Here is a 19,847-nt window from a genome sequence, read left to right as displayed (position 1 = left end):
GCTTCGGGCTACTTCTCGAACATCCGCGCTCCGAACCAGTCGAAACGCGGCCGCCAGCCGTTCTGGCGCAGCACGGTGAACACCGGGACCTTGGCGTCGGCCGGCCTGATCATGGCGACGCCCTCCCACGAGGTGCGCGGACCGGCCTGGCCCCGCACCGTGACCTCGCCGTCGGCGCCCTGCACGACGCTCCCGGACACCTGACCGGCGGTCTTGCCGCGGGTTCACTTCCAGCTGGCATGGATGAACCCGCCGCCCGGACTGAGCGCGGACCGGACCGACGCCGACCCGGAGTACTCGACGAACTTGTACTGTCCGGTCGCCGGGTCCAGGTCGACCTCCATGCGCCACGCGTACGCCCTCTTCCCCCGGACGAACAGGGTCTGCCAGCGCACCTCCTCGACCTTCCAGCGCACGTCCACGCGCACGCCGCCGGCCTTCCGCGACGCCTCGACGAGATACGGCAGCCCGTCGCTGTTCATGCTCAGGAGATCGGCGACCACCCGGTCGACGGGGGTCGGGGCGGCCGGCGAACCGCCGGCCGGCTCCGGTACCTGTGCCTTCTCCCGCTCGGACACAGCCTTCAGACCGCGCCGCGTCACCCATATCCCGCGCGCGAGCACCATGATGCCCGCGGCGACGAGCAGGGCGACGCCCAGAAACACATTCCCCTGGAGGATGGCCCAGACACCGCCGGCAGCGAGGGCCAGGCCACCGAGGAAGACGATCCTCTGGACCGGGCCCCCGGACTGAGCGGCGCGGTCGTCCGTCACTGTTCGGCCAGCTTGACGCTGTCCTGGATCTCGCGGACCTGGGGCCAGATCTCCGCGGCCTGTGGGCCCGCGCAGGTACCGGTGACCTCCACCATGTCGCGTACGCCGTCGTGCTCCACGACGGCGATCCGCAGGGCCTGCGCGATCGTGCCGGCCTGCTGAGTGGTCCAGGCGCCCTCGATCCGGACCGCGGGCAGGCCGCCGAACGTCGTGTCCAGCCGGCCCACCTCCTCGTACCCCGGCGTGGCCTGGAACTTCGCCACGGCCTGCTCGATCACGGCCTCGATGCTCTGCTCCGCCGGCATCCGCTGGATCACCACGACGACGTTCGGGCGGAACTCGCCCTCGGGCCGCTCCTGGATGATGGCCATCTGCGCCTGCGGCACCGAGTGCGTGACCCAGCCCTCGGGGCAGTCCATGACCACGGCGGGGAAACCCGGGAAGGTCTCGCTCGGGTAGGTGACTGTGCTCATCTCTCCATCCAATCAGGTTTGTACCGCGGTCGTGTCAGAGCGAGGTGACGGCGCCCCAGGCGTCGCCGGCCAGGTCACCGGCCCCGTCGATAAGGTCGCCACCGGCGTCGAGGACGTCACCGCCGACGTCGGTGATGGCGTCGACCGTGTCAGCCGGCGACCAGTCGAGCGAGACGTCGAATCCGGCCCCGATGCCGAGAGCGGCACCGAGCTCGAAGTCCACGCTCACCTCGTCCCACCCGACGTTCGCGTCGAATCCGGCGTTGACACCGATGCCCGCGTACACCTGGCCTCCCACGCCTGCTGTCACGCCGGCGACGGTTCCGGACACGTCGGCGCCCGCCTCCGCACCCACGAAGGCCTCACCACCCAGGCTGGCGCCGAGCCCGTCCGGACCGATCGACAGGCCGCCGTTCACGTCGGCCCTGCCCCCGACGAAGGCCCCGGCCGAGCCCTCGGCACTCAGGTGGTCGCCGTATCCGACCTGGCCCTCGGCATTCGCGCCGAGCCCGACCTCACCACCGACCTGTCCCTCGGCCACCAGGCCGTTCTCGGACAGGCTGACCTCGCCGGAGGTGTCCCACCCTGCTCCCGCGGACACACCGGCCGAGCCGGAGCCGTGCGCACCGTCCTCGTCACCGAACTCTCCCCCGACGCCTTCCTCGTACCCGTAGAACTCGCCGGCCTCGCCCTCGGCGAGGGTGTGGTGGATGTCGCCTCTCTCGGACGTGCTGGCCGTGTCCTGGTCGCCTTCGGCACGGACCAGGTTGCCGTTCTCGTCCTCGACCCAGCCGCCTTCGTTGCTGTGCTGGCTGCCGTTGTGGACACTGCCCGACGTCCGGTCGTCGGGGTCGTTCACCGCCGTCGGGTCCGAGCCCACGTCCGGCAGGCCACCCTCGTAGTCGTAACCCTCGTCACCGCCGGACCCGGCACCGCCGCCTCCGCCGGCACCCGCGCCGCCGCCCACACCACTGCCCACGCCGCCCCCGCCACCCGACAGGTCGCCCGACGTCTCCTGCTGGTCGTCGGCGTTCTCGCGCACCGTGGACGCGACGTCGCGCAGCGCGGCCGCCGTCTCCCGCAGCCGGACCGCGTGCAAGTCGGTCCACTCCGCGCGAAATTCCTCGCCGTCCGGGCCGCTCCACCCATCGGCGGCCGGCATCGCCGAGTCGACGACGTTGACGACATTGGCGAGCGTTTCACCGCCCTGGGCGACTCGGTCGGCGAATGACCGCAGCGCCTCGATATCGGCGCCGTAAAGCCCTCCGCTCATGATTTCTCCTTAAAGTCTTCCGCGCCCCGGCGGTAGAGTTCTTCCCTCGGTCCACACGGCCTGTGACGGGCCGTCGCATTCAGCTGCCGCTCAAACCCCCGCCGCTGCACTCTGCTGCGAAGGCGCGCCCCGGGCTCAGTACGAGCTCGAGGTGCCTTCCTGCTCGGCGGCGTTGGCGTCCGCCGACCCGGCAAAGTCGTCGAGCGCCGCGGCGATCTCGTTCAGCTTCGACGCGTGGGTGTTCACCCATTCGTCCTCGAACCGATCCGCGTCCGGCCCCATCCAGTCGGTCTCACCCAGCTGCTGGGTGATCTCCTGCACCGTCGAACGGACCTCTTCGGCCTGTTGACGCAGGACGTTCGCCATCTCCCGGACCGCCTCGATGTCGAGGCCGAGCATGTCTCCCGCCATGTCCTTCTCCTTCACTACCGGCCGCCCATGGGTCGAGGGGCCTCGCCTGGATCACCGCTACGCACCTACCCGGGGATTCTCCCGGATGTCACCACCTGATCGCCCACCGACGAGCGATGGGTGCGGCACCGGACCGGCACCGCACCCATCGTGTTCACGCCGTGAGGAGGAACGCGTCAGAGAGCGTTCGAGGTGCCCTCCTGCTCGCTGGCGTTGCGCTCAGCGGTCTGGCCGTGCTCGATGAACTGCTCGGAGAGCTGCTGCAGCGTCACGTAGTACTGGCCGTCCCACAGCTCCTCGTACTGGGACGCGTCCTGACCGTTCCACTGCGTCTGCTCCATCGTGGAGTTGATCTGGTCGCCGATCTGCCGGAGCTGGTCGGCAGACTGCTGCAGGAGCTGGGAAAGCGCCCGGACTGCCTCGACATCGAGACCGGAAACGTTGGCAGAGCTGTGGTCAAGGGGCATTTCTTACTCCTCCATCGGTGGCCACCCCTGCTGGGCGACCTCGGTTGATTTCGACACCACGTACTCAATCAGAGTCCGTGGCACGGCGGAATGGGGAGAGCTCCCCATCCCGGTCCGTCACGATCCCAGGTACCTCACCCGGGCTGCGCGACGTGGATCTTGGCCTGCCGGCCCGCGCTGATGAGGAACCCGCGCCCGGGCGGGAAATCCTTGCGCCGCAGCCGGCCCAGCGGAGTGTTCAGGAGCGAGTCTCCGTCCATGTCGCCCGGCGTCATCAAGATGCCGTTGCGGCCGGACTTGAACGGACCGGCCAGCGCGAACGCCTTCGACCAGGTGGACGACTCCGCCTCGCCGATGATCATGATCTCCTTGCGGACCGCGGCCTTCACGAACGCCTCCAGCGGCTTCTCAGCCGGCGTACCGGTCAGCTCGGTGTAGTTCTCGATCATGACCGTGAGGCTCCCCGGGGGGAACTTGTCCGCCTGAAGCGCCTCGGTGAGTTCCTTGACGGCCTCCTGGACGTCCTCGGGGGTCTGCGCCACCTTGTCCCAGAGGTCCATCGAGCCCACACTGCTGCGCCGCGACGAGAAGTACACCAGCCTCGTCCTCGTGCTCCGCCGCAGAGAGGTCGCGATCGTCACGAACGTCGTCGTGCGACCCGAACCCGGGGGGCCCGCGAGCATGAGCGGCGACCGCTCGGGCAGGGCGATCGGCGTGATGTCCAGGTCCCGCAGGCCGATCGTGGGCCGGTTGCCGACCGTCGGCGGCAGGGCCGAGAGCATGAAGTCGTCCGGCAGGCGCTCGACTCCGGGCGCCTTGGGCGTTCCCGCGCGTTCCATCGCGTGTTCGAGCTTGCCCATCTCGCGCGACTGGACGACGCCGTTCGAGTCGCCGCCCAGCACGGCGATCTGCGCCTCCTGCCCGAACATGATGGCCCGGCCGGGCGCCGACGTCGGGTTGAGGACGTCCTTGGGCACGGCCAGCATCATGTAGTCGTCCTCCCGCGCCATGCGGTGGATGATGCGCTTCTGCACCGTGGACGCCAGCGACGGCGGGATGTTCTGCGCCCGGTCACCGGTCATGACGATGTGGATCCCGACGGGGCGGCCGTCAGTGGCGAGCTGTGTGAACGCGCCGAAGATCGAGAACCCGCGCGACACGCTGATCTCGTACGACTCCCGGAACGCCGCGAATCCGTCCACGAGCACGAAGATGCGCGGCTCGTCGGGCCTGTTCGCGATCTTCCGGTACTCGGCGATGCTGCCGGCCCGCGCCTCGGCGAACCGCGCCGAGCGGGACTCGAGTTCCTCGGTCAGCCTCCGCAGGAGACGGGTGATCCGTTCCTCGTCCTCGCCGTCGATGATCGCACCGACGTGCGGCATGTTCTCCAGCATCGTCAGACCGCCCGAGCCGCAGTCGATGCCGTACACCTGGGTCGGTCCGCCCCGCACGGTCAGTCCCGCGGAGATCGCGATCGTGCGCAGCGTGGTGCTCTTTCCCGAACCGCCGGCGCCGTACACGGCCAGGTTGCCGTCCGCATCCGGCTCGTAGTGCACGGTGGGCTGCGCCTGGCCGTGCGGGTCGTCCATGACGCCGAGCAGGAGCTTGGCGTCGGTGCGCGGGTTCGGCAGCAGCGCCAGGTCGTAGGTCTCCGCGAGTTCCGGCAGCCAGGGCTTGCGAGGCTCGGGGACTCCCGCGACGGTGGCTGCCTCGCGCATGATCCGGACCATCCGCGAGATGTCGTTGGGGCCGGGGTCGCCGCCGTCGTCGGACGACTCGACCGCCGGCATCTCCCACTTCCGGGCGACGCCGAAGTCCAGCTCCTCGACGTCGATCTGCCGGGTTTCCGGCTCGTCCGAGGTCCAGCCACCCGCGTAACCGGTCTGGAACGTGGTGATGCGGCCCGGGCCGGTCTTCGCCGCCCCGCGCCCCGGGATCGACGCCGCGAAGTGCGCCGCCATCTTGTCGCCGAGCACGTCCTTGGAGTCGGACTCGTCCGCCATGCGCAGGGCGATGCGCAGGTTCGTGTTGGCGCGCAGGTTGTCCTTGATCACGCCGGCCGGGCGCTGGGTCGCCAGGATCAGGTGCAGTCCGAGGGACCGGCCACGCTGGGCGACGTCGACCACGCCGTCCACGAACTCCGGGACCTCGCCGACCAGGGCGGCGAACTCGTCGACCACGATGATGAGGCTCGGTGGCGCCTCGGGGTCGCCGGTCTTCTCCAGCGACGCGAGGTCCTTCGCCTTCTTCCGGTTCAGCAGGTGCTCGCGGTAGTGCAGTTCGGCGCGCAGCGACGTCAGGGCGCGTCGCACCAGGTGCTGCGACAGGTCGGTGACCAGGCCGACCGTGTGCGGCAGGTGCACGCAGTCGGCGAACGCCGCACCACCCTTGTAGTCCACGAACAGGAACGTCACGCGATCCGGGCTGTGCGCCGCGGCCATGCCCATCACCCAGGACTGCAGGAACTCCGACTTACCGGCACCGGTGGTGCCGCCCACGAGGGCGTGGGGGCCCTGGGTGCGCAGGTCGAGGTAGAACGGCTCGATGCCGTTGTGTCCCACCAGACCGCGCAGGTTCGTCGGGTTCTTGCGCCGGACGGGGGGCGACCCGTCGCGCGGCGTGAGCGACAGGTTCTCCTTCCACCGGTCGATGATGCTGCCGGCCTCCGACGCGACCTCCGTACCGGCGAGCGCCAGGTACGACACCGATCGGGGCAGGTCCGTCTCGTCGCTGACCGCGGCGCCGACGTCGACCACGGGCGCGAGGATGCGAGCGATTTCGTGGGCGGTGGCCAGGTCGGCGGTCTCGGAGCGCACCGGGAAGGACAGGAGTCCGTAGTGCACCTGACCGGAGGTGGCGCCGTCGGCCCCGGCGGTGGGGTCGAGCACGACGAACGTGCGGCACGCGGCAGGTAGTTGCTCGACCGTCGGGGCCACCCACACGACGTGCACGTTCACGGAGGGGCCGCGTTCGACGAGGCGCACGAGGCGCGAGCGTTCGAGCGGGGCGTCGTCCTCGACCAGGACGACGACGGACGGGAGGATCGGCTTGGGCGGCTGGTCGCCGCGGTCCTTCTCGGGGTCGCGCTCCCCCTCGAGGGGCGGTGGGCCGTCGAGCTTCATGCCCCGGGCCTCGATGAGTTCCTCGAGCCGGGTGAGCAGGGCCGCGCCCTGACCGGGGTCGGCGGCGAGGTGGTCGCTGGCGCCCAGCGGGCTGTGCGGGGAGCCGGTGTGCGGAGTCCACTGCAGCCATTCCCAGTCCTGTCGCGACCGGTTCGAGGTGAGCGCGGTGATCACCACCTCGGCGGGCGAGTGCAGCGCGATCATCTGCAGGATGACGGACCGTGCGACTCCCTCGACCGCGCCGGACCGGCCGGCGATGCCGACGCTGCCCCCGAACCGCAGCGCGGCCGGGGAGGGCACGTCGTCGATGAAGACGCACTGCTGCTTGAGCTCGAGCACCTGCTCCCAGTGCTCGGGGAGGGCGTTGTTCTCCCGTGGTTCGGTATACCCGGTGCGGGCGGGCGCGCGCCCGAGCCCGAGGCGGACGGTGAGGAATCCGCGGTGTTCCGGCCGGTGCGTCCACATCAGGCCGCCGAGCCGGCGGACGTTGTCGATCGCCTCGGCCAGCGAGGGCGTCTCGGCGATCCGCACGGCGCGCTCGACGGCGTGGGTGCGGCGGATCCGCTCCTTGGTGTACTCGACCGCCTCGAGGAACTGCTCGGTCGCCTTCTCGTACTCCTTCTTCGCGTTGACCCTGCGGTCATACCACATGCCGATCATGAACATCGGGCCCATGAACATGAACATGAGCATGCGCACGTTGTCGAAGATCAGGAACATCGTGAGGCCCATGATGAACGGGATCACCATCATGATCCAGGGCAGCGGGCGGGGCTTGGGCGGCTCGGGCGGCGTAGGTGCCTTGATCTCGTGCTCGCCGAACCGGGTCACGACCCGCGGCGACCGGTTGAACTCGACGGCCGGGCTGGTCGGGGCGATGCTGGTGGTCCGGTGCAGCGCAATGACGGAGACGACGTCGTTCCCGATGGTGATCATGTCGGAACTGGTCACCGTCGCCCGGGTGACCGCCTGGCCGCCCATGACGAGGCCGTTGGCGGAGTCGAGGTCGTGGACCTCGATCGACTCGCCGACCACGATGCGCGCGTGCCGCTTGGACACCTGCTTGTCGGAGAGCCGGATGTCCATGTCGCGGCCGCGGCCGATGTAGGACGTCCCGACGGGGAGCGGGAACTCCCGTCCGGCGTCGGGCCCTTCGATCACGCGGAGCGTGGCGACGGCGGCGCCGCGGTCCGCGCCGGGGACCATGAACTGGTCGGAGACCCGGACGATCTCGACGGTCGAGCCGGAGCGCAGGCCGGCCTGCGTGAGGTCGCTGTCGGGGCGGAGCACGCGGCTGTCGGCGCCGCTGCCCCCGGACTCGCCGCGGACCTGGAGGGTCAGGTTCTCGGGTGCGGTGGCGCCGTTGCGCGTCGGGTCGGCCGAGAACAGGGTCTCGGCGACGTCCCGCACGGTGGCCGTCGCGTCGGCCGTGACCGCCACGTTCGCGGAGGTCTGGTCGGGGCGGTTGAGTGTCAGCTTGATCCGCACGTCAGGCGTCGTCCTTCAGGTCGAGCAGGGGTAGGTCGTCGGCGGTCACCAGGCGTGAGGCGACCGCGTACTCGACGAGACGCGCCCTGCGGTTGGTGGCCTGGGATCCGGAGTCACCACGCAGGCCCTTGACCCCGATCCGGTCGAGCTTCTCGCACACGTTGTCGAGCTTGCGGTTGAACCGCGTGCTCGCCCAGCCGAGCCGCCGGGCCGCGGCCGCGGAGCTGGGGATCTCGCTCAGCCCGCTGCCCTCGCGGCGCAGCATCGGCTCGGCGAGCGCGACGATGAGCTGGCGCTGGCTCGTGGTGAACCGGATGGCGCCGATGGTCGTGGCGCCGGTGCCCGCGTCGTCGTCGGACGAGATCTCGTGGTACGGCGCGTCCTCGAGGTGCAGGCCGAGCTCGTAGGTGGTGGGGCCGGCCGTGAACACCACCGAGGTGCTCGGGAAGACGATGGGCAGCCGGTTGCCCGGAGGCAGCCAGGACTGCACCCCGCCTCCGGCGTCGCACACCGTGGCCGCGATCAGCGAGCCGACGTTCGACAGCCACCAGATCCCGTCCTCGTGCGTCACGCGCAGGAAGCGGCGGTGCAGGTACGGGTTGTCGTCGACGGTGAGGTCACCCTCGCGGCCGATGTCGAAGCTGTCGCTGTCGCCGTCCGGCCGGAACCACTCCCCGCAGAACTCGATCGACAGCGTGCTCATCCATCCGCCCCTTCGGCGGCTACGCAGGCGCGCTCGGGGTTGGACTGGTTGTTGTCACGCTGAGTCACGACCTCGACACACGTGGCGCCGGCCTCGCGCGGCACGGTGACCGTGGTCTCGTTGCCCAGGGACTCGAAAAGGACGATCTCCTCGGTCAGGCTGTCCACCCGGTACCCGAACCCGTCGCCCTCCTCGAAGGACTCCGGGGGCTCCCAGGTCACGACGACCTGGTCGCCGTCGGCCTCGGCCGTGACCTGGAGCGGGGGTGCCACGTGGTTGGACGCGATGTCGATCGGCCCGGCGTTCGACTCGGCGACCGTCGGATCCCCGTCGTCGTCCCGGCCCTCCCACGGCTTCAGGTTGAAGACCAGCACCGCGACCGCCACGAGCGCGACGACGCCCAGGATCGGCGCCACGAGCCGCCACGGGCTGGGCTTCGGCTCTTCCTCCTTCGGCGCGGGCGCGACGTACTCCTGGGCGCCCTGCTGCCCGGCGGGCAGCGACGTGCGCGCCACCGTCTCCTCGACGGTGCCGACGCCGGAGCGGTCGCCCGCGACGAACGGCAGGTCGGGCGCCGAGGCGCGGCTCATGGACGACGACGGCGCCCCGGTCTGCGCCGGCATCCCGGTACCCGACGCCGGCGGGCCGAAACCGCCCGCCGTCGGAGCGGCGGGCGCGAAGCCGGGAACCGAACCGGGCCCGGCCATCGGCGGCTGGGCCGGCACCTGAGCCGACGGCGCCTGCTGCCCCGGGTCGATCGAGACGACGCTGCGGAACCTGGTGCCGTCCTCCTCCGCGTCATCCTCCTCCTGGTGCATCTGGCCGGACTCGTCGAGGATGTCGATCGTCGTCATGTCGCGCGACATCTCGACCTGGACCTGCTGCAACGCCCGGGCGAACGCCAGCGCCGTCGGATAGCGCGAGGCAGGCCGCTTGCTCATGGCCGTGGCCAGCACGCGCTCCAGGGAGGGCGGCACGTCCGTGCGGCCGATCGGCGGCAGCGCGCCCGTCTCGATCCGGGCGATCAGGTCCGCCGAGCGGTTCGACCCGCCGGGAACCTCGAACGGCGTCCGGCCGGCCAGCAGCGTGTAGCACGTCGCGGCCAGGCCCCACACGTCCGTCGCGATCCCGCTGACCGGCGGGTCCTGGAACGACTCCGGCGGCGACCACGGGATGGACATGCCCTCGGCGGCCGACGCCTCGTCGACGGTCGACGCGATGCCGAAGTCGGTGAGGACCGGGTGGCCGAACTGCGTGACCAGGATGTTCGCGGGCTTGATGTCGCGGTGCAGGATGCCCAGGCGATGCGCGGTCTCCACGGCCCCGGCGATCTGGATCGTCGTGCGCATCGCCTCGGCGACGGAGAAGCGTTCGCTGCGGTAGCGCGCCCCGAGGTTCGGGCGCGAGCAGAACTCCATCGCCAGGTACGGGCGGCCGTCCCCAGCCACGGCCGCCTCGTACATCGTCACGATCGACGGGTGGTTGCCGAGCGTGGCCATGAGGTCGGCCTCGACGTCGAACGTCTCCCTCTGCGTGGCGCTCGACCACTCCTTGAGCAGCACCTTGATCGCCACCTGGCGACGCGGGCGGCGCTGCTCGTAGAGGAACACGTCCGCGAAGCCGCCCGAACCGATGACTCTCTTGAAGTCGTAACCATCGATCTGAGGCGGCGCGGAGGGCGCTCGCTTGCTGCTCACTCGGTTCCTTTCGTGTCTTCTCTTCGTCGAGTGCACCGTGCCCGTGGGCTCTGGGGCGTGAACCCCACAAGTACCGTGCGCTCAGCGCGGGATCCGGAGATTCACCAGATCCCCTCGAACTTGAGGGTGACGCCGTCGCCCAGGTCGACCACGTCGCCGTCGGCGATGATCTCCTTCTCGTTCGGGTGGAGGCGGCGCGGCGGCTGACCCGGGCGGATCAGCGTCGTGCCGTTAGTCGTGGCCATGTCCGCCACGAGGACGTGCCACTCCTCGAGCGAGATCTCCAGGTGCGAGCGGGAGATGTCCTGGTTGGGGCTCGAGACCGTCACGAGCCGCGGTATCTCCGAGGCGGACGTGGTGGACGTCCGCGGGCGGCGTCCCACGACGACCGCGCGATCGAGCTGGACGATCTGCTCCCCGCTCGCACCGGCGGCACCGCCCTGCGCCGACCCGGTCGTGACCACGAGCCGGCCCAGCGGCGGGCGCGCCGCGGTGGACGGCTCGCCGGACAGGCCCTCGCCACAGGTACGGCAGGTCGGCCGCGCCGGCGGGTTCGCATGGCCGTTCGGACAGGTGACGGCCAGGATCTGGACGCCGCCCGAGACCGGCTGGGCCTCGACGACGGGAGCGGGTGACGCCGAGCTGCCCGGGCCGCGCAGGGCGGCGAGGTCCGACTGCATCACGGTGTGGCCGTCATGGTCGTCGGGTTCCTCGGCCCCGGCCCCGGCCTCGTCCACGGCCGCGGCGCGGTGCGCGGCGGCGGGGGTCTCGCCCGGCACCGCCGGAGACGGCCCCGGAAAGCTGCCGGGAATCTCGGAGATCAGACTCGGCGCCTGCCATGGCTCGTCGGCCGGCTCCGGCGCGGCGTGCGCCCCCGGGGGCTCGGCCGCCGGCGGCAGGTCCGCCGCCGGCACGGCGGAGGCAGGTCCGGAGGCGGCCGGGCTCTCGTCGCCCTCCTCCTCGTCCTCCTCCGCGGCGCGCACGGCGGCGTCCTCGACGCTGCGCATGATCGTCTCGCCGAACAGGTGCTCGTACTCGTCGTCGCCGCCGATCTGCGTCGCCTCCGGCACCGGGCTGTCCGGCGCGGAGCTGCCCGGCGCCGGGCTGTCCGACGCCGGGCTGCCCGGCGTCGGCCCGGCCGGCGGGGCGAACGGTGTCGCGGACCCGTCGCCAGGGCTCACGGAGGGATCGGCCGGCCCGGGTCCCGGAGAGGGAGGTGGCGGCGGGACGGGCGGAGCGCTGCCGACCCCGGGGATCCTCGCGAAGACCGACGCCTCGTCCTGCTCCGGGGTGCCGGCCGGGCCGGTCTCCGGGGAGCCCGACGCCGACGAGCCGACGGGCGAGCCGCTCAGCGCGCCCTCCACGAGCACCCGGCGGACCGACGACGCCGGCACCACCGCGGACTCGACCGGCAGACCGCCGTCGGACGAGGTCACCCCGGCGGCGGCGCGGTCGGTCGGAACCCCCACCACGAACGACGTCGGCTCCTCGATGACACGCTCCGACCAAGACACGACGTCCTGACCCGTCACCTGGACCGGGCCGCCGGCCGTGGTCACGGTCACGTCCACGCCCAGGCCGCGGACGGCCACGTGCGCCGCTCCCGTGGACTGGACGGTGACCACCGCGAACGGCGGCACGGCGCGCAGACCGCCGGGCACCGACGTGAGCACGCCGAGCGCGGCGGCGACGCCGTCGGCCGCGCCGTCCAACTCGGACCAGAGCTCGGTCAGCAGGGTGGCGTCGGCCTTGTCCGGGAGGACCACCACGGTCTCTCCCCGGATCACCGCGCGGGCAGGTCCCTCGGTGTAGTGCACAGTCATCTCGGTCCCTCCGGCGTCTCGGTCATCCGCCGCTACGTGGTTGCGTGTCTTCCATCAGTCGTCTGCCCCCCGGCACCACGTCGTGGTCGCGCTCGGCGGTGACGCCGTCCGTGTCGTGGGGGACTCCCGTCACGTCCACGACCAGCACCGTCACGTTGTCGCGACCACCCGCCTCGAGGGCGGAGTCGACCAGTTCCCGGGCGGCGTTCCCCGGATCGGGGACCGCGAGCAGGATCTCGCGGATCTGCTCGTCGTCCAGCTCGGCCGTCAGGCCGTCGGAGCACACGAGGATCCGCTCGTGCGCCTCGACCGGAACATACCGGAAGTCAGCGTCCAATTCGTCCGGCCCACCGAGCGCCCGGGTGATCACGTTCCGCCGGGGATGATGGCGTGCCTCCTCGGCTGTGAGCATGCCGGCGTCGACCAGCTCCTGGACCTCCGAGTGGTCCACGCTCATCTGCTCCAGCTCTCCGTCGGAGAGCAGGTACGTGCGCGAGTCGCCGACATTGACGATGAGCCAGTACGGGGCACCGTCGACGTACGCCAGCACCGCGCCGGTGAGCGTGGTACCGGCACCGCGGCCCTTCGGGCCGGTCTCGATGGCACGGACCTCCTTCTGGGCGACGTCCACCAGCACGTCGACGAGTTCCGGCTCGATCTTCTCGGCCTCGAGCAGGAAGCTCAGGGCGCCCAGCGCGGTCGCGCTCGCGATGTCTCCGGCGTCGTGCCCGCCCATCCCGTCCGCGACCAGGAACACCCCGTTCTCGGCCAGGTAGGCGTCCTCGTTGATCTTCCGGCGCCGGCCACGGTCGGATGCGGCACCCCACATCAACGACGGCCGGTTGCCGGAGTTCACCCCTCCGCCCCAGGGTGGACGACCACGCGCCGATCCCCGAAGTGGATCGTCGACCCGACGGGGACACGCATCCGCGCCCCGGCTTCCGCGACCCGGGGCGGCAGACCCGGCACCGACACCACGGTGCCGTTCGTCGACCCCCGGTCCGTGAGCCAGAGGCCCGCCGAGTCCACCCCCAGCTCGGCGTGGTTCTTCGACACCGAGCGCGTCGGATCGGGGAGCTGCACCAGGCGCACACCGGAGCTGCCCGGAGCCTGCGGGTTACGTCCCACCAGGGTGGGGCCGTCCACAGAGACCCTCTCGCCCGACTCCAACTCCAGCTGGGCGCTCAGGACGGGCGGCGGGTCCATCGCTCCGCTCGACCCGGTCGGCAGCTGCATGACCGTCTCGTCCGGCGCCTGTTCGACGCCGGCCGTGTCCGGGCCGGGAGCCGGCGGGGCGGCGTACCGGCCCTGCGGCGCCTGGCCAGGGGCAGCACCCTGTCTCTGGCCGGGTCCGTCGATGCTGACGGCGCGGGTGGGCTGCGAGTCCCGCTGCCGCGGCTGGGAGATCGGTGGGTACCGCGACGTCTCCAGCAGCGGATGGTCCGGGATCGTGTTCGCGGCCGTGATCGGCCGCGGCGAGTTCGGCGTCGCCGGGGGCGACGGCGTGGACGCCGTCGTCGGCGGCCCTGCCTCGGGCGGGGACGACGGCGGCGCGCCGGGCAGCATCGGCCGCTGCGGCTGGTCCGGGGGCTGCTGCTGGGCCGGCCACTGCTGGGCCGACGGCTCCTGACCGGGCTGGCCGGACCGCACGGGCGGGAACGGGCCGGCGGGCACGTCCGGGCCGGCGGGCACGTCCGTGATCAGCCCGCCGCCGGACGGCGGTCCGGATGCCTTGGGGAACGACCAGGGGTCCGGCTGAGCCGGTGCGGGCGAGCCGCCCGGCGTGAACGTTGCCGGAGCCTGTTGCCCGGACTGCTGCACCGGGTCGAAGGCGGGCGCCTGCCCTGTGGGCGACGCAGCCGGGTGTGTCTGACCCGCCGGCGAGCCGGGGGCCGAGGTACCCAGGGCCGGGGCGCGGCCAGGAGCGGGGGCGCTCCGGCCCGCGGCGCCCTGCCCGGAGGGACCCCGACCGGGCGCGTGGGGACGGGAGTCCGGGTCGAAGCCCTCCACCACGGGTGCGGGCTTCTTCTTGATGTCGATCACGACGGCGCCCGCCGCCTTGTCGTGCCAGCCCTGCTTGCGGCCGCTCTTGTCCCACAGCGGGCTGAGCAGCACGACCCACAGGCCGACGCCGCAGGCCAGGCTGCCGGCACCGACGACGAGCGCGCGCAGGACGACGCGCCAGAAGCCGACCGGTCGTTCCGGGTCGGCCGCCGACAGCGTGCGGATGCCGAGCGCGACGTTGCCCAGCGTCTTGCCGGAATTCCCCTCCCAGATCCACATCGACAGGCCCCAGAGGAACATGAGCGTGAGGCCGCCGGCCCAGCCCACGAGGGCCATCGTCTGCATCGTCTGCATCGTGTTCGCGTCGACCGAGTTGGCGCCCTCGGGCACCTGGGCCTCGATCGCCACGGCCATGGACAGTCCCACGATCGCGTACAGGACGCCCGCCACCGCCCCGTCGACCAGCAGCGCGACGATCCGGCGTCCGACGTGCGCGTACACGGGCCCCGGCGCGGCCGGTGCGGGACCCGGGTCGCGGACCGGGACGTACGTCCCGGTATGGAACTCGTCGTCGACCGCGGGCCCGCCGTGGTGGTACGGCAGGTCCTGGCTGCCCCGGGACGCGCCGTACCCGCCGCCCGCCATCTGCTGGACAGCGCTCTGCGGCCCGGGCTGCTGCTCGACCACGGGCCTGCCGGTACGCGGGAACTCCCGCCCGCACACACCGCAGTACTGCGTCCCCGCGGCCTGGCGCGACAGGCAGCCGCTGCACACCACGTCCGTCATCGGTTCTCCTTCGAGCCTCGCTTCACCAAGTCCTGCAGGACCCCCCGCATGCCGCGGCCTCCCGCCATGCGCGCACGAACGCTGCGCAACGACAGCGCGGCGGCGATCCTCTGCCGGGTGCCCACGGAAGAGCGTAGGCCCCCGAGGACCGTGTCCACCTCCTCCCAGAAGGAGTCGACCTCGTGCTGTGTCGGTTGTCTCCCGCTGAACACGGTGGCGTCGGCCCGATGGGCAAGCATAAGCGTCCCCTGCGCTTCATGCTTTGTCGCGATAAGTCCTGCACCCTCGCGCCGCGTCGCCGATCTCGGCACGGGCGTCCCCAGGTCGGTGACGGCATCGACCACCTCGTGCCAGCCACCGCTGAACCGGTCGGCGAGTTCCTCGGCGGTACGACGCCGCGTCCTGCGGCGCGCCTTGTGCGCGAGGATCAGCAGGATCGGAAGGAGTATCAGCGCCAGCGGGATGGCCACCGCGAGCACGATGGTCAGGAGCATCGCCCAGTCGAAGCCCTCGTTCTCGGCCTCGTCCTGCTCCTCGTCCTCCACGCTGCCGGCCTTGTTCTGCTCGGGCTCCTCCGGCGGCTCGGGCTCCTGCAGCACCGGAGGCTTGGGCCGCGGCTCCGTCCGGGGCACGGGCTGGAGCTTCGTGTCCTCGTCGGGGTTCACGTCGATCGGAACCCAGCCGTACTCCTCGAACGGCACCTCGATCCACGCGTGCACGTCCTCACCGCGCACGACCCATTCCTCGCCCGCGGCGCGGTCCGACTCCTCGTCCTCGGCGAAGCCCATGACCACCCGCGCCGGGATGCCCGTCTGCCGCGCGAGCAGCGCGAGGGCGACGGCGAACTGCTCCTCGTCGCCGACCATCTTGTCCTTCTCGAGGAGGCTGTCGATGCGCTCGGCGGCATGGCCGGGGCGCGACGGTGGCTGGCCCTCCAGGCCGCTGGAGAGGATGCCGTCCGCCTCGAGCGCGTCCCGGAGCATGAACAGCTTCTCGACGGGGTCGGTCTCCTCACCGGTGTACTGGGCGACCTTGGCGGACACGTTCCCCGGAAGCGCCCGCCGCGCGGTCTCCGGAAGCTCGACCTCCGCCATGGTCGCGCCGGCCAGGTCCTCCTCCGACGGGTACGACGTGAACAGCGTGTCGAGCTCGTAGGTGTCGCCCGGCCACACACCGGCGAGCGTCACGGCCGTCTCTGTCTCGCTGTTGTAGTAGGTGCCCCCGACCTGGTCCGCGGCGCGCGCACCCGTCCAGTCGACCCCGGTCAGGTCACCCGCCTCCGGTACCCACACATCCTGGTACGCGAGCGATGTCACCTCGACCGTCGCCGGAGTGCCCTGAGCCGCCGTGACGATCTCCTGGCCGACCCGCGTGTAGACGCCCGTCGACCCGCCCTTGCCGGCCGCGTCGTAGACGATGCCGTCGTACTCGTCGAGCGTGGCGAGGCGGACCCGGGCGTTCTCCGGGAGGCCGGTGATACTGAGGAGCTCGGTCTCCTTCTCGTCCTTGGCGTAGTACCGGAAGGAGGCGAGCGGCGTCGGAAACTCGTGCAGGTCGAACGGGGGCGTGATCTCCTCGCGCAGCACCGTTCGCGGACCGTCCGGCAGAAGCGCGGGACCCGTGAAGGCCGCGGCGACCGCGGCCACGCCGAGAATGACCGCGCCCGTGCGAACGCGGTACCAGGTCAGGCGACGGGTCGCCTCGCGGCTCTGCTCGGTGCTGATCGAGTGGGTACCGACCCGGGCGCCCATCGCACGGACGCCACCCCACAGCAGGCCGACGACGGCGATCACCAGCCCCTGCACGATCGGCAGCGCGGTTTCCAGGGTGCCGAGCAGGATGACTCCCGCGAAGCCCGCCGTGATCGGCAGCATCGCCCAGGACGCCTGCCGCACGCGGAGCGCGATCGTCCCCGCGACGAGGGCCACGAGCAGCATCATGAGGTACGGCACGACCGCGAGGTCGGGGAACGAGTACAGCGGGGAGACCGTCGTGACGAACGCCTTCCACCCCTGGATCGCGCCGATCAGCAGGTCCCGCAAGGTCGTCAGACTGGGCACGAAGCCGAGGAACGCGTCACGGGGCAGCGCGAGCACGGCGCCGAAGAGCAGGTAGCCGACGACGGCGAGGGCGGCCACCGTCACCGCCGGCCAGCGGCGCCACGCGCACAGCCAGGCGACGAACAGACCGACGACCGTGCCGCCGACCGCGGGAAGCAGGTACCCCAGCGATCCCCACACGGGGCCGAAACCGGCGATGATCGCTCCGCACATCACGGCGATGGCGCCCAGGTCGAACCAGGCGCCCTTCTTCACCGCGCGGGGGCGCGCGTCGTCGGCACGCCGTGTGGTGCCGCTTCCTCTGGTGCTCGACCCGGTCAGGCCGGAGGGCCTCCGGCCGTCGGGGTTGATCCCGCGGCGTGCTCCGCCGCGGGTGGTCTCGTCGTGGCTCATCCCTCACTCATCTTTCGCAGCGCGAGCGGCAGGTCGCCGAGCTTGCCGAGCGTCAGCACGCCGAGCTCGGCGATGGCGTGCCTGGACAGCGAGGCCCCGGGCACGCACTGGATGGCCATCACCTGCACGCCCACGGGGAGGCGCGCGGAGGCCGAGCGCAGCTCGGTCGGCGTGACCAGGCTCCCGGTGATGAAGGACATCACCGACGCGTCGTTGATCGTGGTGCCCGCGATCCGGGCCAGGTCGGCGAGTGTGCTCTTCGTCGAGGTCAGCTCGATACGCGACAGGTCGTCCAGCAGCCGCGTGCGGTGGTCCCCGCGCAGGTTGCCGGTGTCGTTCACCATCACCGTGACGCCCCGGTCCTCGCGGATCGCCTGGAGTCCCAGCGAGCCGCAGACGCTGACCGCGAGCTCGAACTCCTCCTCGCTCGCGTAGTCCGCGGCGCGCGTGCTCAGCAGCACCGCGAGGTGGGAGCGCCGTGTCTCCTCGAACTGGCGGACCATGAGCTGGCCGGTACGCGCGGTGGTCTTCCAGTGGATGTGGCGGCGGTCGTCACCGGGCACGTAGTCGCGCAGCGCGTGGAAGGACACGTCCGAGTTGGAGATGTCCTGGGTGACCCGGCCTTCGAGATCCTTGAAGAAGCCGGTGTTCGACCCCATCAGGTTCTTCACCTGGGGGTGTACGAACAGTTCCTCGGGATCGGTCCACGTCACTTCGCGACGCAGCAGCCCGAGCGGGTCGGCGCGCACCGACTTCACCGGGCCCACCACGATGACGCTGCGGCGCCGGGTCGGGATCGTGAAGATCTCCTCGTGGGAGCCCCCGCCGCGCAGGCGGGGCACCGGGAACGCCGCGGTCCCGGTCCCGACCGGCAACTCCATCACCGACGGCAGCACCGGGTGCCTCGCCTCGTTACGCACATCGAGGCGGCCGACGGCGCGGTCGCCGACGGTCACGCGCCGCTGCGCCAGGTCGAGCACCACGGTGTACCGGATCCTGCCGAGCACGAACGCGCTCGCCGCGATCAGAGTCACCGTCAGCAGCACCGCCGCGATCAGCACCTCCACCCAGGAGAGCAGGAGGCCTGCCACCCATGCCGCCACGGCCATGACCAGCACGGCCAGGCCGAAGCCGCTGAACGCCTCCGTCAGCGGGCGCAGCCATTCACGGACCGCGGACAGTCCCTGCCGGACCGCTCCCCAGAACGTCACCCAGCCGCGCCGGGTGGCACGCCGCATCTCCGCGCCACGCGCCCCGAGGCCGCCCGGGGCCTCCGTCCGCTTTCCGTACCCCGGCCGCGACGTCGCGCTGGTGGTGACCGGCGGCCGGGTCGCCGTCGCCGTCATGCGGTCACACGCTCCTGCGGAGCGGCGACATCGGACAGGATGCGGCCCAGGATGATGTCCGGCTGCGCGCCGGCGAACTCCGCCTCGGGGTCGAGCACGAAGCGGTGCGCCCACACGGGCTGGGCCAGGTCCTTCACGTCGTCGGGCAGCACGTAGTTGCGGCCGTGCGCGGCCGCCCACACCTTGGTGCAGCGCACCAGCGCGAGCGCGCCGCGGACCGAGACGCCGATACGCGCCTCGGGCGCGTTGCGGGTCTCCTCCGCGAGGCGGGAGACGTACTCCAGCACGGCGGTGTCGGTGTAGACGGTGTGCCCCAGCGCCGACATCTCCGTGACCGCCTTGGTGGTGATCAGCGGCTGCAGCGCCAGGCTCCGGTCCTTCACCGAGGAGCCCTGGAGGATCTCGACGGTGGAGGCGTGGTCCGGGTAGCCCACCGAGGTCTTCATGAGGAAGCGGTCGAGCTGCGCCTCGGGCAGGCGGTAGGTACCGGCCTGCTCGATCGGGTTCTGCGTGGCGATCACCATGAAGGGGTCACCCACCGAGTGGCCCACGCCGTCCACGGTGACCCGGCCCTCTTCCATGACCTCCAGCAACGCGGACTGCGTCTTCGGCGAGGCACGGTTGATCTCGTCGGCCAGCACGATCGACGCGAAGATCGGGCCCCGGTGGAAGTCGAACTTGCCGGTGTTCTGGTCGTAGATCGTCACGCCGGTGACGTCCGACGGCAGGAGGTCGGGCGTGAACTGGATGCGGTTGTGCGTGCCCTGGACGGACGCCGCGATCGCACGGGCCATGGCCGTCTTGCCGGTACCGGGGGCGTCCTCCAGCAGGAGGTGACCCTCGGCGAGCATGCAGGTCAGTGCCAGTCGGATGACCTGGGACTTACCCAGCACCGCCTGCCCGACGTTGCCGACCAGACGGTCGAAGGTCTGCGCGAACCAGGCCGCCTGTTCCGGGGTCATCGTACTCATGTGTTCCTGCTTTCTTGCGTCATGGGAGCGGGTATCGAGTGAGGCCGTGGCGGGTTT

Annotated in this window: 15 protein-coding genes; all 15 read right to left on the bottom strand. The window is 71.5% G+C overall.

Features of this window, described 5'->3' with window-relative positions:
- Window positions 1-8 precede the first annotated feature (8 nt).
- Window positions 9-200 (bottom strand): hypothetical protein, encoded by a 192-nt coding sequence (locus ACYVK5_RS03525; protein ID WP_460701905.1) that lies wholly within the window; start codon window positions 198-200, stop codon window positions 9-11.
- A 24-nt stretch (window positions 201-224) separates the two neighbouring features.
- Window positions 225-773 (bottom strand): hypothetical protein, encoded by a 549-nt coding sequence (locus ACYVK5_RS03520; protein ID WP_460701904.1) that lies wholly within the window; start codon window positions 771-773, stop codon window positions 225-227.
- Window positions 770-1,246, bottom strand: a complete 477-nt coding sequence (locus ACYVK5_RS03515) for an LpqN/LpqT family lipoprotein (protein ID WP_460701903.1) — start codon at window positions 1,244-1,246, stop codon at window positions 770-772. Before ACYVK5_RS03515 ends, ACYVK5_RS03520 begins: the two co-directional genes overlap by 4 nt.
- A gap of 34 nt (window positions 1,247-1,280) precedes the next feature.
- Window positions 1,281-2,519 (bottom strand): WXG100 family type VII secretion target, encoded by a 1,239-nt coding sequence (locus tag ACYVK5_RS03510; protein WP_460701902.1) that lies wholly within the window; start codon window positions 2,517-2,519, stop codon window positions 1,281-1,283.
- A 135-nt stretch (window positions 2,520-2,654) separates the two neighbouring features.
- Window positions 2,655-2,930, bottom strand: a complete 276-nt coding sequence (locus ACYVK5_RS03505) for a hypothetical protein (protein WP_460701901.1) — start codon at window positions 2,928-2,930, stop codon at window positions 2,655-2,657.
- A gap of 176 nt (window positions 2,931-3,106) precedes the next feature.
- Window positions 3,107-3,397, bottom strand: coding sequence for a hypothetical protein (locus ACYVK5_RS03500; RefSeq protein WP_460701900.1), 291 nt, complete (start codon window positions 3,395-3,397; stop codon window positions 3,107-3,109).
- Window positions 3,398-3,531: 134 nt separating this feature from the next.
- Entirely contained in the window at window positions 3,532-8,007 is a 4,476-nt protein-coding gene (locus tag ACYVK5_RS03495) for an FtsK/SpoIIIE domain-containing protein (protein ID WP_460701899.1), read from the bottom strand.
- A gap of 1 nt (window position 8,008) precedes the next feature.
- Window positions 8,009-8,710, bottom strand: coding sequence for a hypothetical protein (locus ACYVK5_RS03490; RefSeq protein ID WP_460701898.1), 702 nt, complete (start codon window positions 8,708-8,710; stop codon window positions 8,009-8,011).
- Window positions 8,707-10,407 carry a serine/threonine protein kinase gene (locus ACYVK5_RS03485; protein WP_460701897.1) on the bottom strand — a complete coding sequence of 567 codons (1,701 nt, stop codon included), beginning with the start codon at window positions 10,405-10,407 and terminating at the stop codon, window positions 8,707-8,709. Before ACYVK5_RS03485 ends, ACYVK5_RS03490 begins: the two co-directional genes overlap by 4 nt.
- A 101-nt stretch (window positions 10,408-10,508) precedes the next feature.
- The gene (locus ACYVK5_RS03480; protein ID WP_460701896.1) at window positions 10,509-12,230 is read right to left on the bottom strand and encodes an FHA domain-containing protein; all 1,722 of its coding nucleotides are present in this window, start codon (window positions 12,228-12,230) and stop codon (window positions 10,509-10,511) included.
- Between the two features lie 22 nt (window positions 12,231-12,252).
- The gene (locus ACYVK5_RS03475; protein WP_460701895.1) at window positions 12,253-13,086 is read right to left on the bottom strand and encodes a PP2C family protein-serine/threonine phosphatase; all 834 of its coding nucleotides are present in this window, start codon (window positions 13,084-13,086) and stop codon (window positions 12,253-12,255) included.
- Window positions 13,083-15,020, bottom strand: a complete 1,938-nt coding sequence (locus ACYVK5_RS03470; RefSeq protein ID WP_460701894.1) for an RDD family protein — start codon at window positions 15,018-15,020, stop codon at window positions 13,083-13,085. The genes ACYVK5_RS03475 and ACYVK5_RS03470 overlap by 4 nt, the downstream gene beginning before the upstream one ends.
- Window positions 15,017-17,473, bottom strand: a complete 2,457-nt coding sequence (locus ACYVK5_RS03465; protein WP_460701893.1) for a DUF3488 and transglutaminase-like domain-containing protein — start codon at window positions 17,471-17,473, stop codon at window positions 15,017-15,019. The genes ACYVK5_RS03470 and ACYVK5_RS03465 overlap by 4 nt, the downstream gene beginning before the upstream one ends.
- Window positions 17,470-18,819 carry a DUF58 domain-containing protein gene (locus ACYVK5_RS03460; RefSeq protein WP_460701892.1) on the bottom strand — a complete coding sequence of 450 codons (1,350 nt, stop codon included), beginning with the start codon at window positions 18,817-18,819 and terminating at the stop codon, window positions 17,470-17,472. Before ACYVK5_RS03460 ends, ACYVK5_RS03465 begins: the two co-directional genes overlap by 4 nt.
- The gene (locus ACYVK5_RS03455) at window positions 18,816-19,790 is read right to left on the bottom strand and encodes an AAA family ATPase (RefSeq protein ID WP_460701891.1); all 975 of its coding nucleotides are present in this window, start codon (window positions 19,788-19,790) and stop codon (window positions 18,816-18,818) included. The genes ACYVK5_RS03460 and ACYVK5_RS03455 overlap by 4 nt, the downstream gene beginning before the upstream one ends.
- Between the last annotated feature and the right edge of the window lie 57 nt (window positions 19,791-19,847).

This window comes from Myceligenerans halotolerans (assembly GCF_054782975.1).
This window is presented reverse-complemented; position numbering and strand designations above follow the sequence as displayed.

What these genes read in the sequence shown, in the direction of transcription:
- ACYVK5_RS03480 (WP_460701896.1), bottom strand. Translation starts at nt 12,230, where the DNA reads ATGACTGTGCACTACACCGAGGGACCTGCCCGCGCGGTGATCCGGGGA.
- ACYVK5_RS03465 (WP_460701893.1), bottom strand. Translation starts at nt 17,473, where the DNA reads ATGAGCCACGACGAGACCACCCGCGGCGGAGCACGCCGCGGGATCAAC.
- ACYVK5_RS03490 (WP_460701898.1), bottom strand. Translation starts at nt 8,710, where the DNA reads ATGAGCACGCTGTCGATCGAGTTCTGCGGGGAGTGGTTCCGGCCGGAC.
- ACYVK5_RS03460 (WP_460701892.1), bottom strand. Translation starts at nt 18,819, where the DNA reads ATGACGGCGACGGCGACCCGGCCGCCGGTCACCACCAGCGCGACGTCG.
- ACYVK5_RS03470 (WP_460701894.1), bottom strand. Translation starts at nt 15,020, where the DNA reads ATGACGGACGTGGTGTGCAGCGGCTGCCTGTCGCGCCAGGCCGCGGGG.
- ACYVK5_RS03500 (WP_460701900.1), bottom strand. Translation starts at nt 3,397, where the DNA reads ATGCCCCTTGACCACAGCTCTGCCAACGTTTCCGGTCTCGATGTCGAG.
- ACYVK5_RS03505 (WP_460701901.1), bottom strand. Translation starts at nt 2,930, where the DNA reads ATGGCGGGAGACATGCTCGGCCTCGACATCGAGGCGGTCCGGGAGATG.
- ACYVK5_RS03510 (WP_460701902.1), bottom strand. Translation starts at nt 2,519, where the DNA reads ATGAGCGGAGGGCTTTACGGCGCCGATATCGAGGCGCTGCGGTCATTC.
- ACYVK5_RS03515 (WP_460701903.1), bottom strand. Translation starts at nt 1,246, where the DNA reads ATGAGCACAGTCACCTACCCGAGCGAGACCTTCCCGGGTTTCCCCGCC.
- ACYVK5_RS03455 (WP_460701891.1), bottom strand. Translation starts at nt 19,790, where the DNA reads ATGAGTACGATGACCCCGGAACAGGCGGCCTGGTTCGCGCAGACCTTC.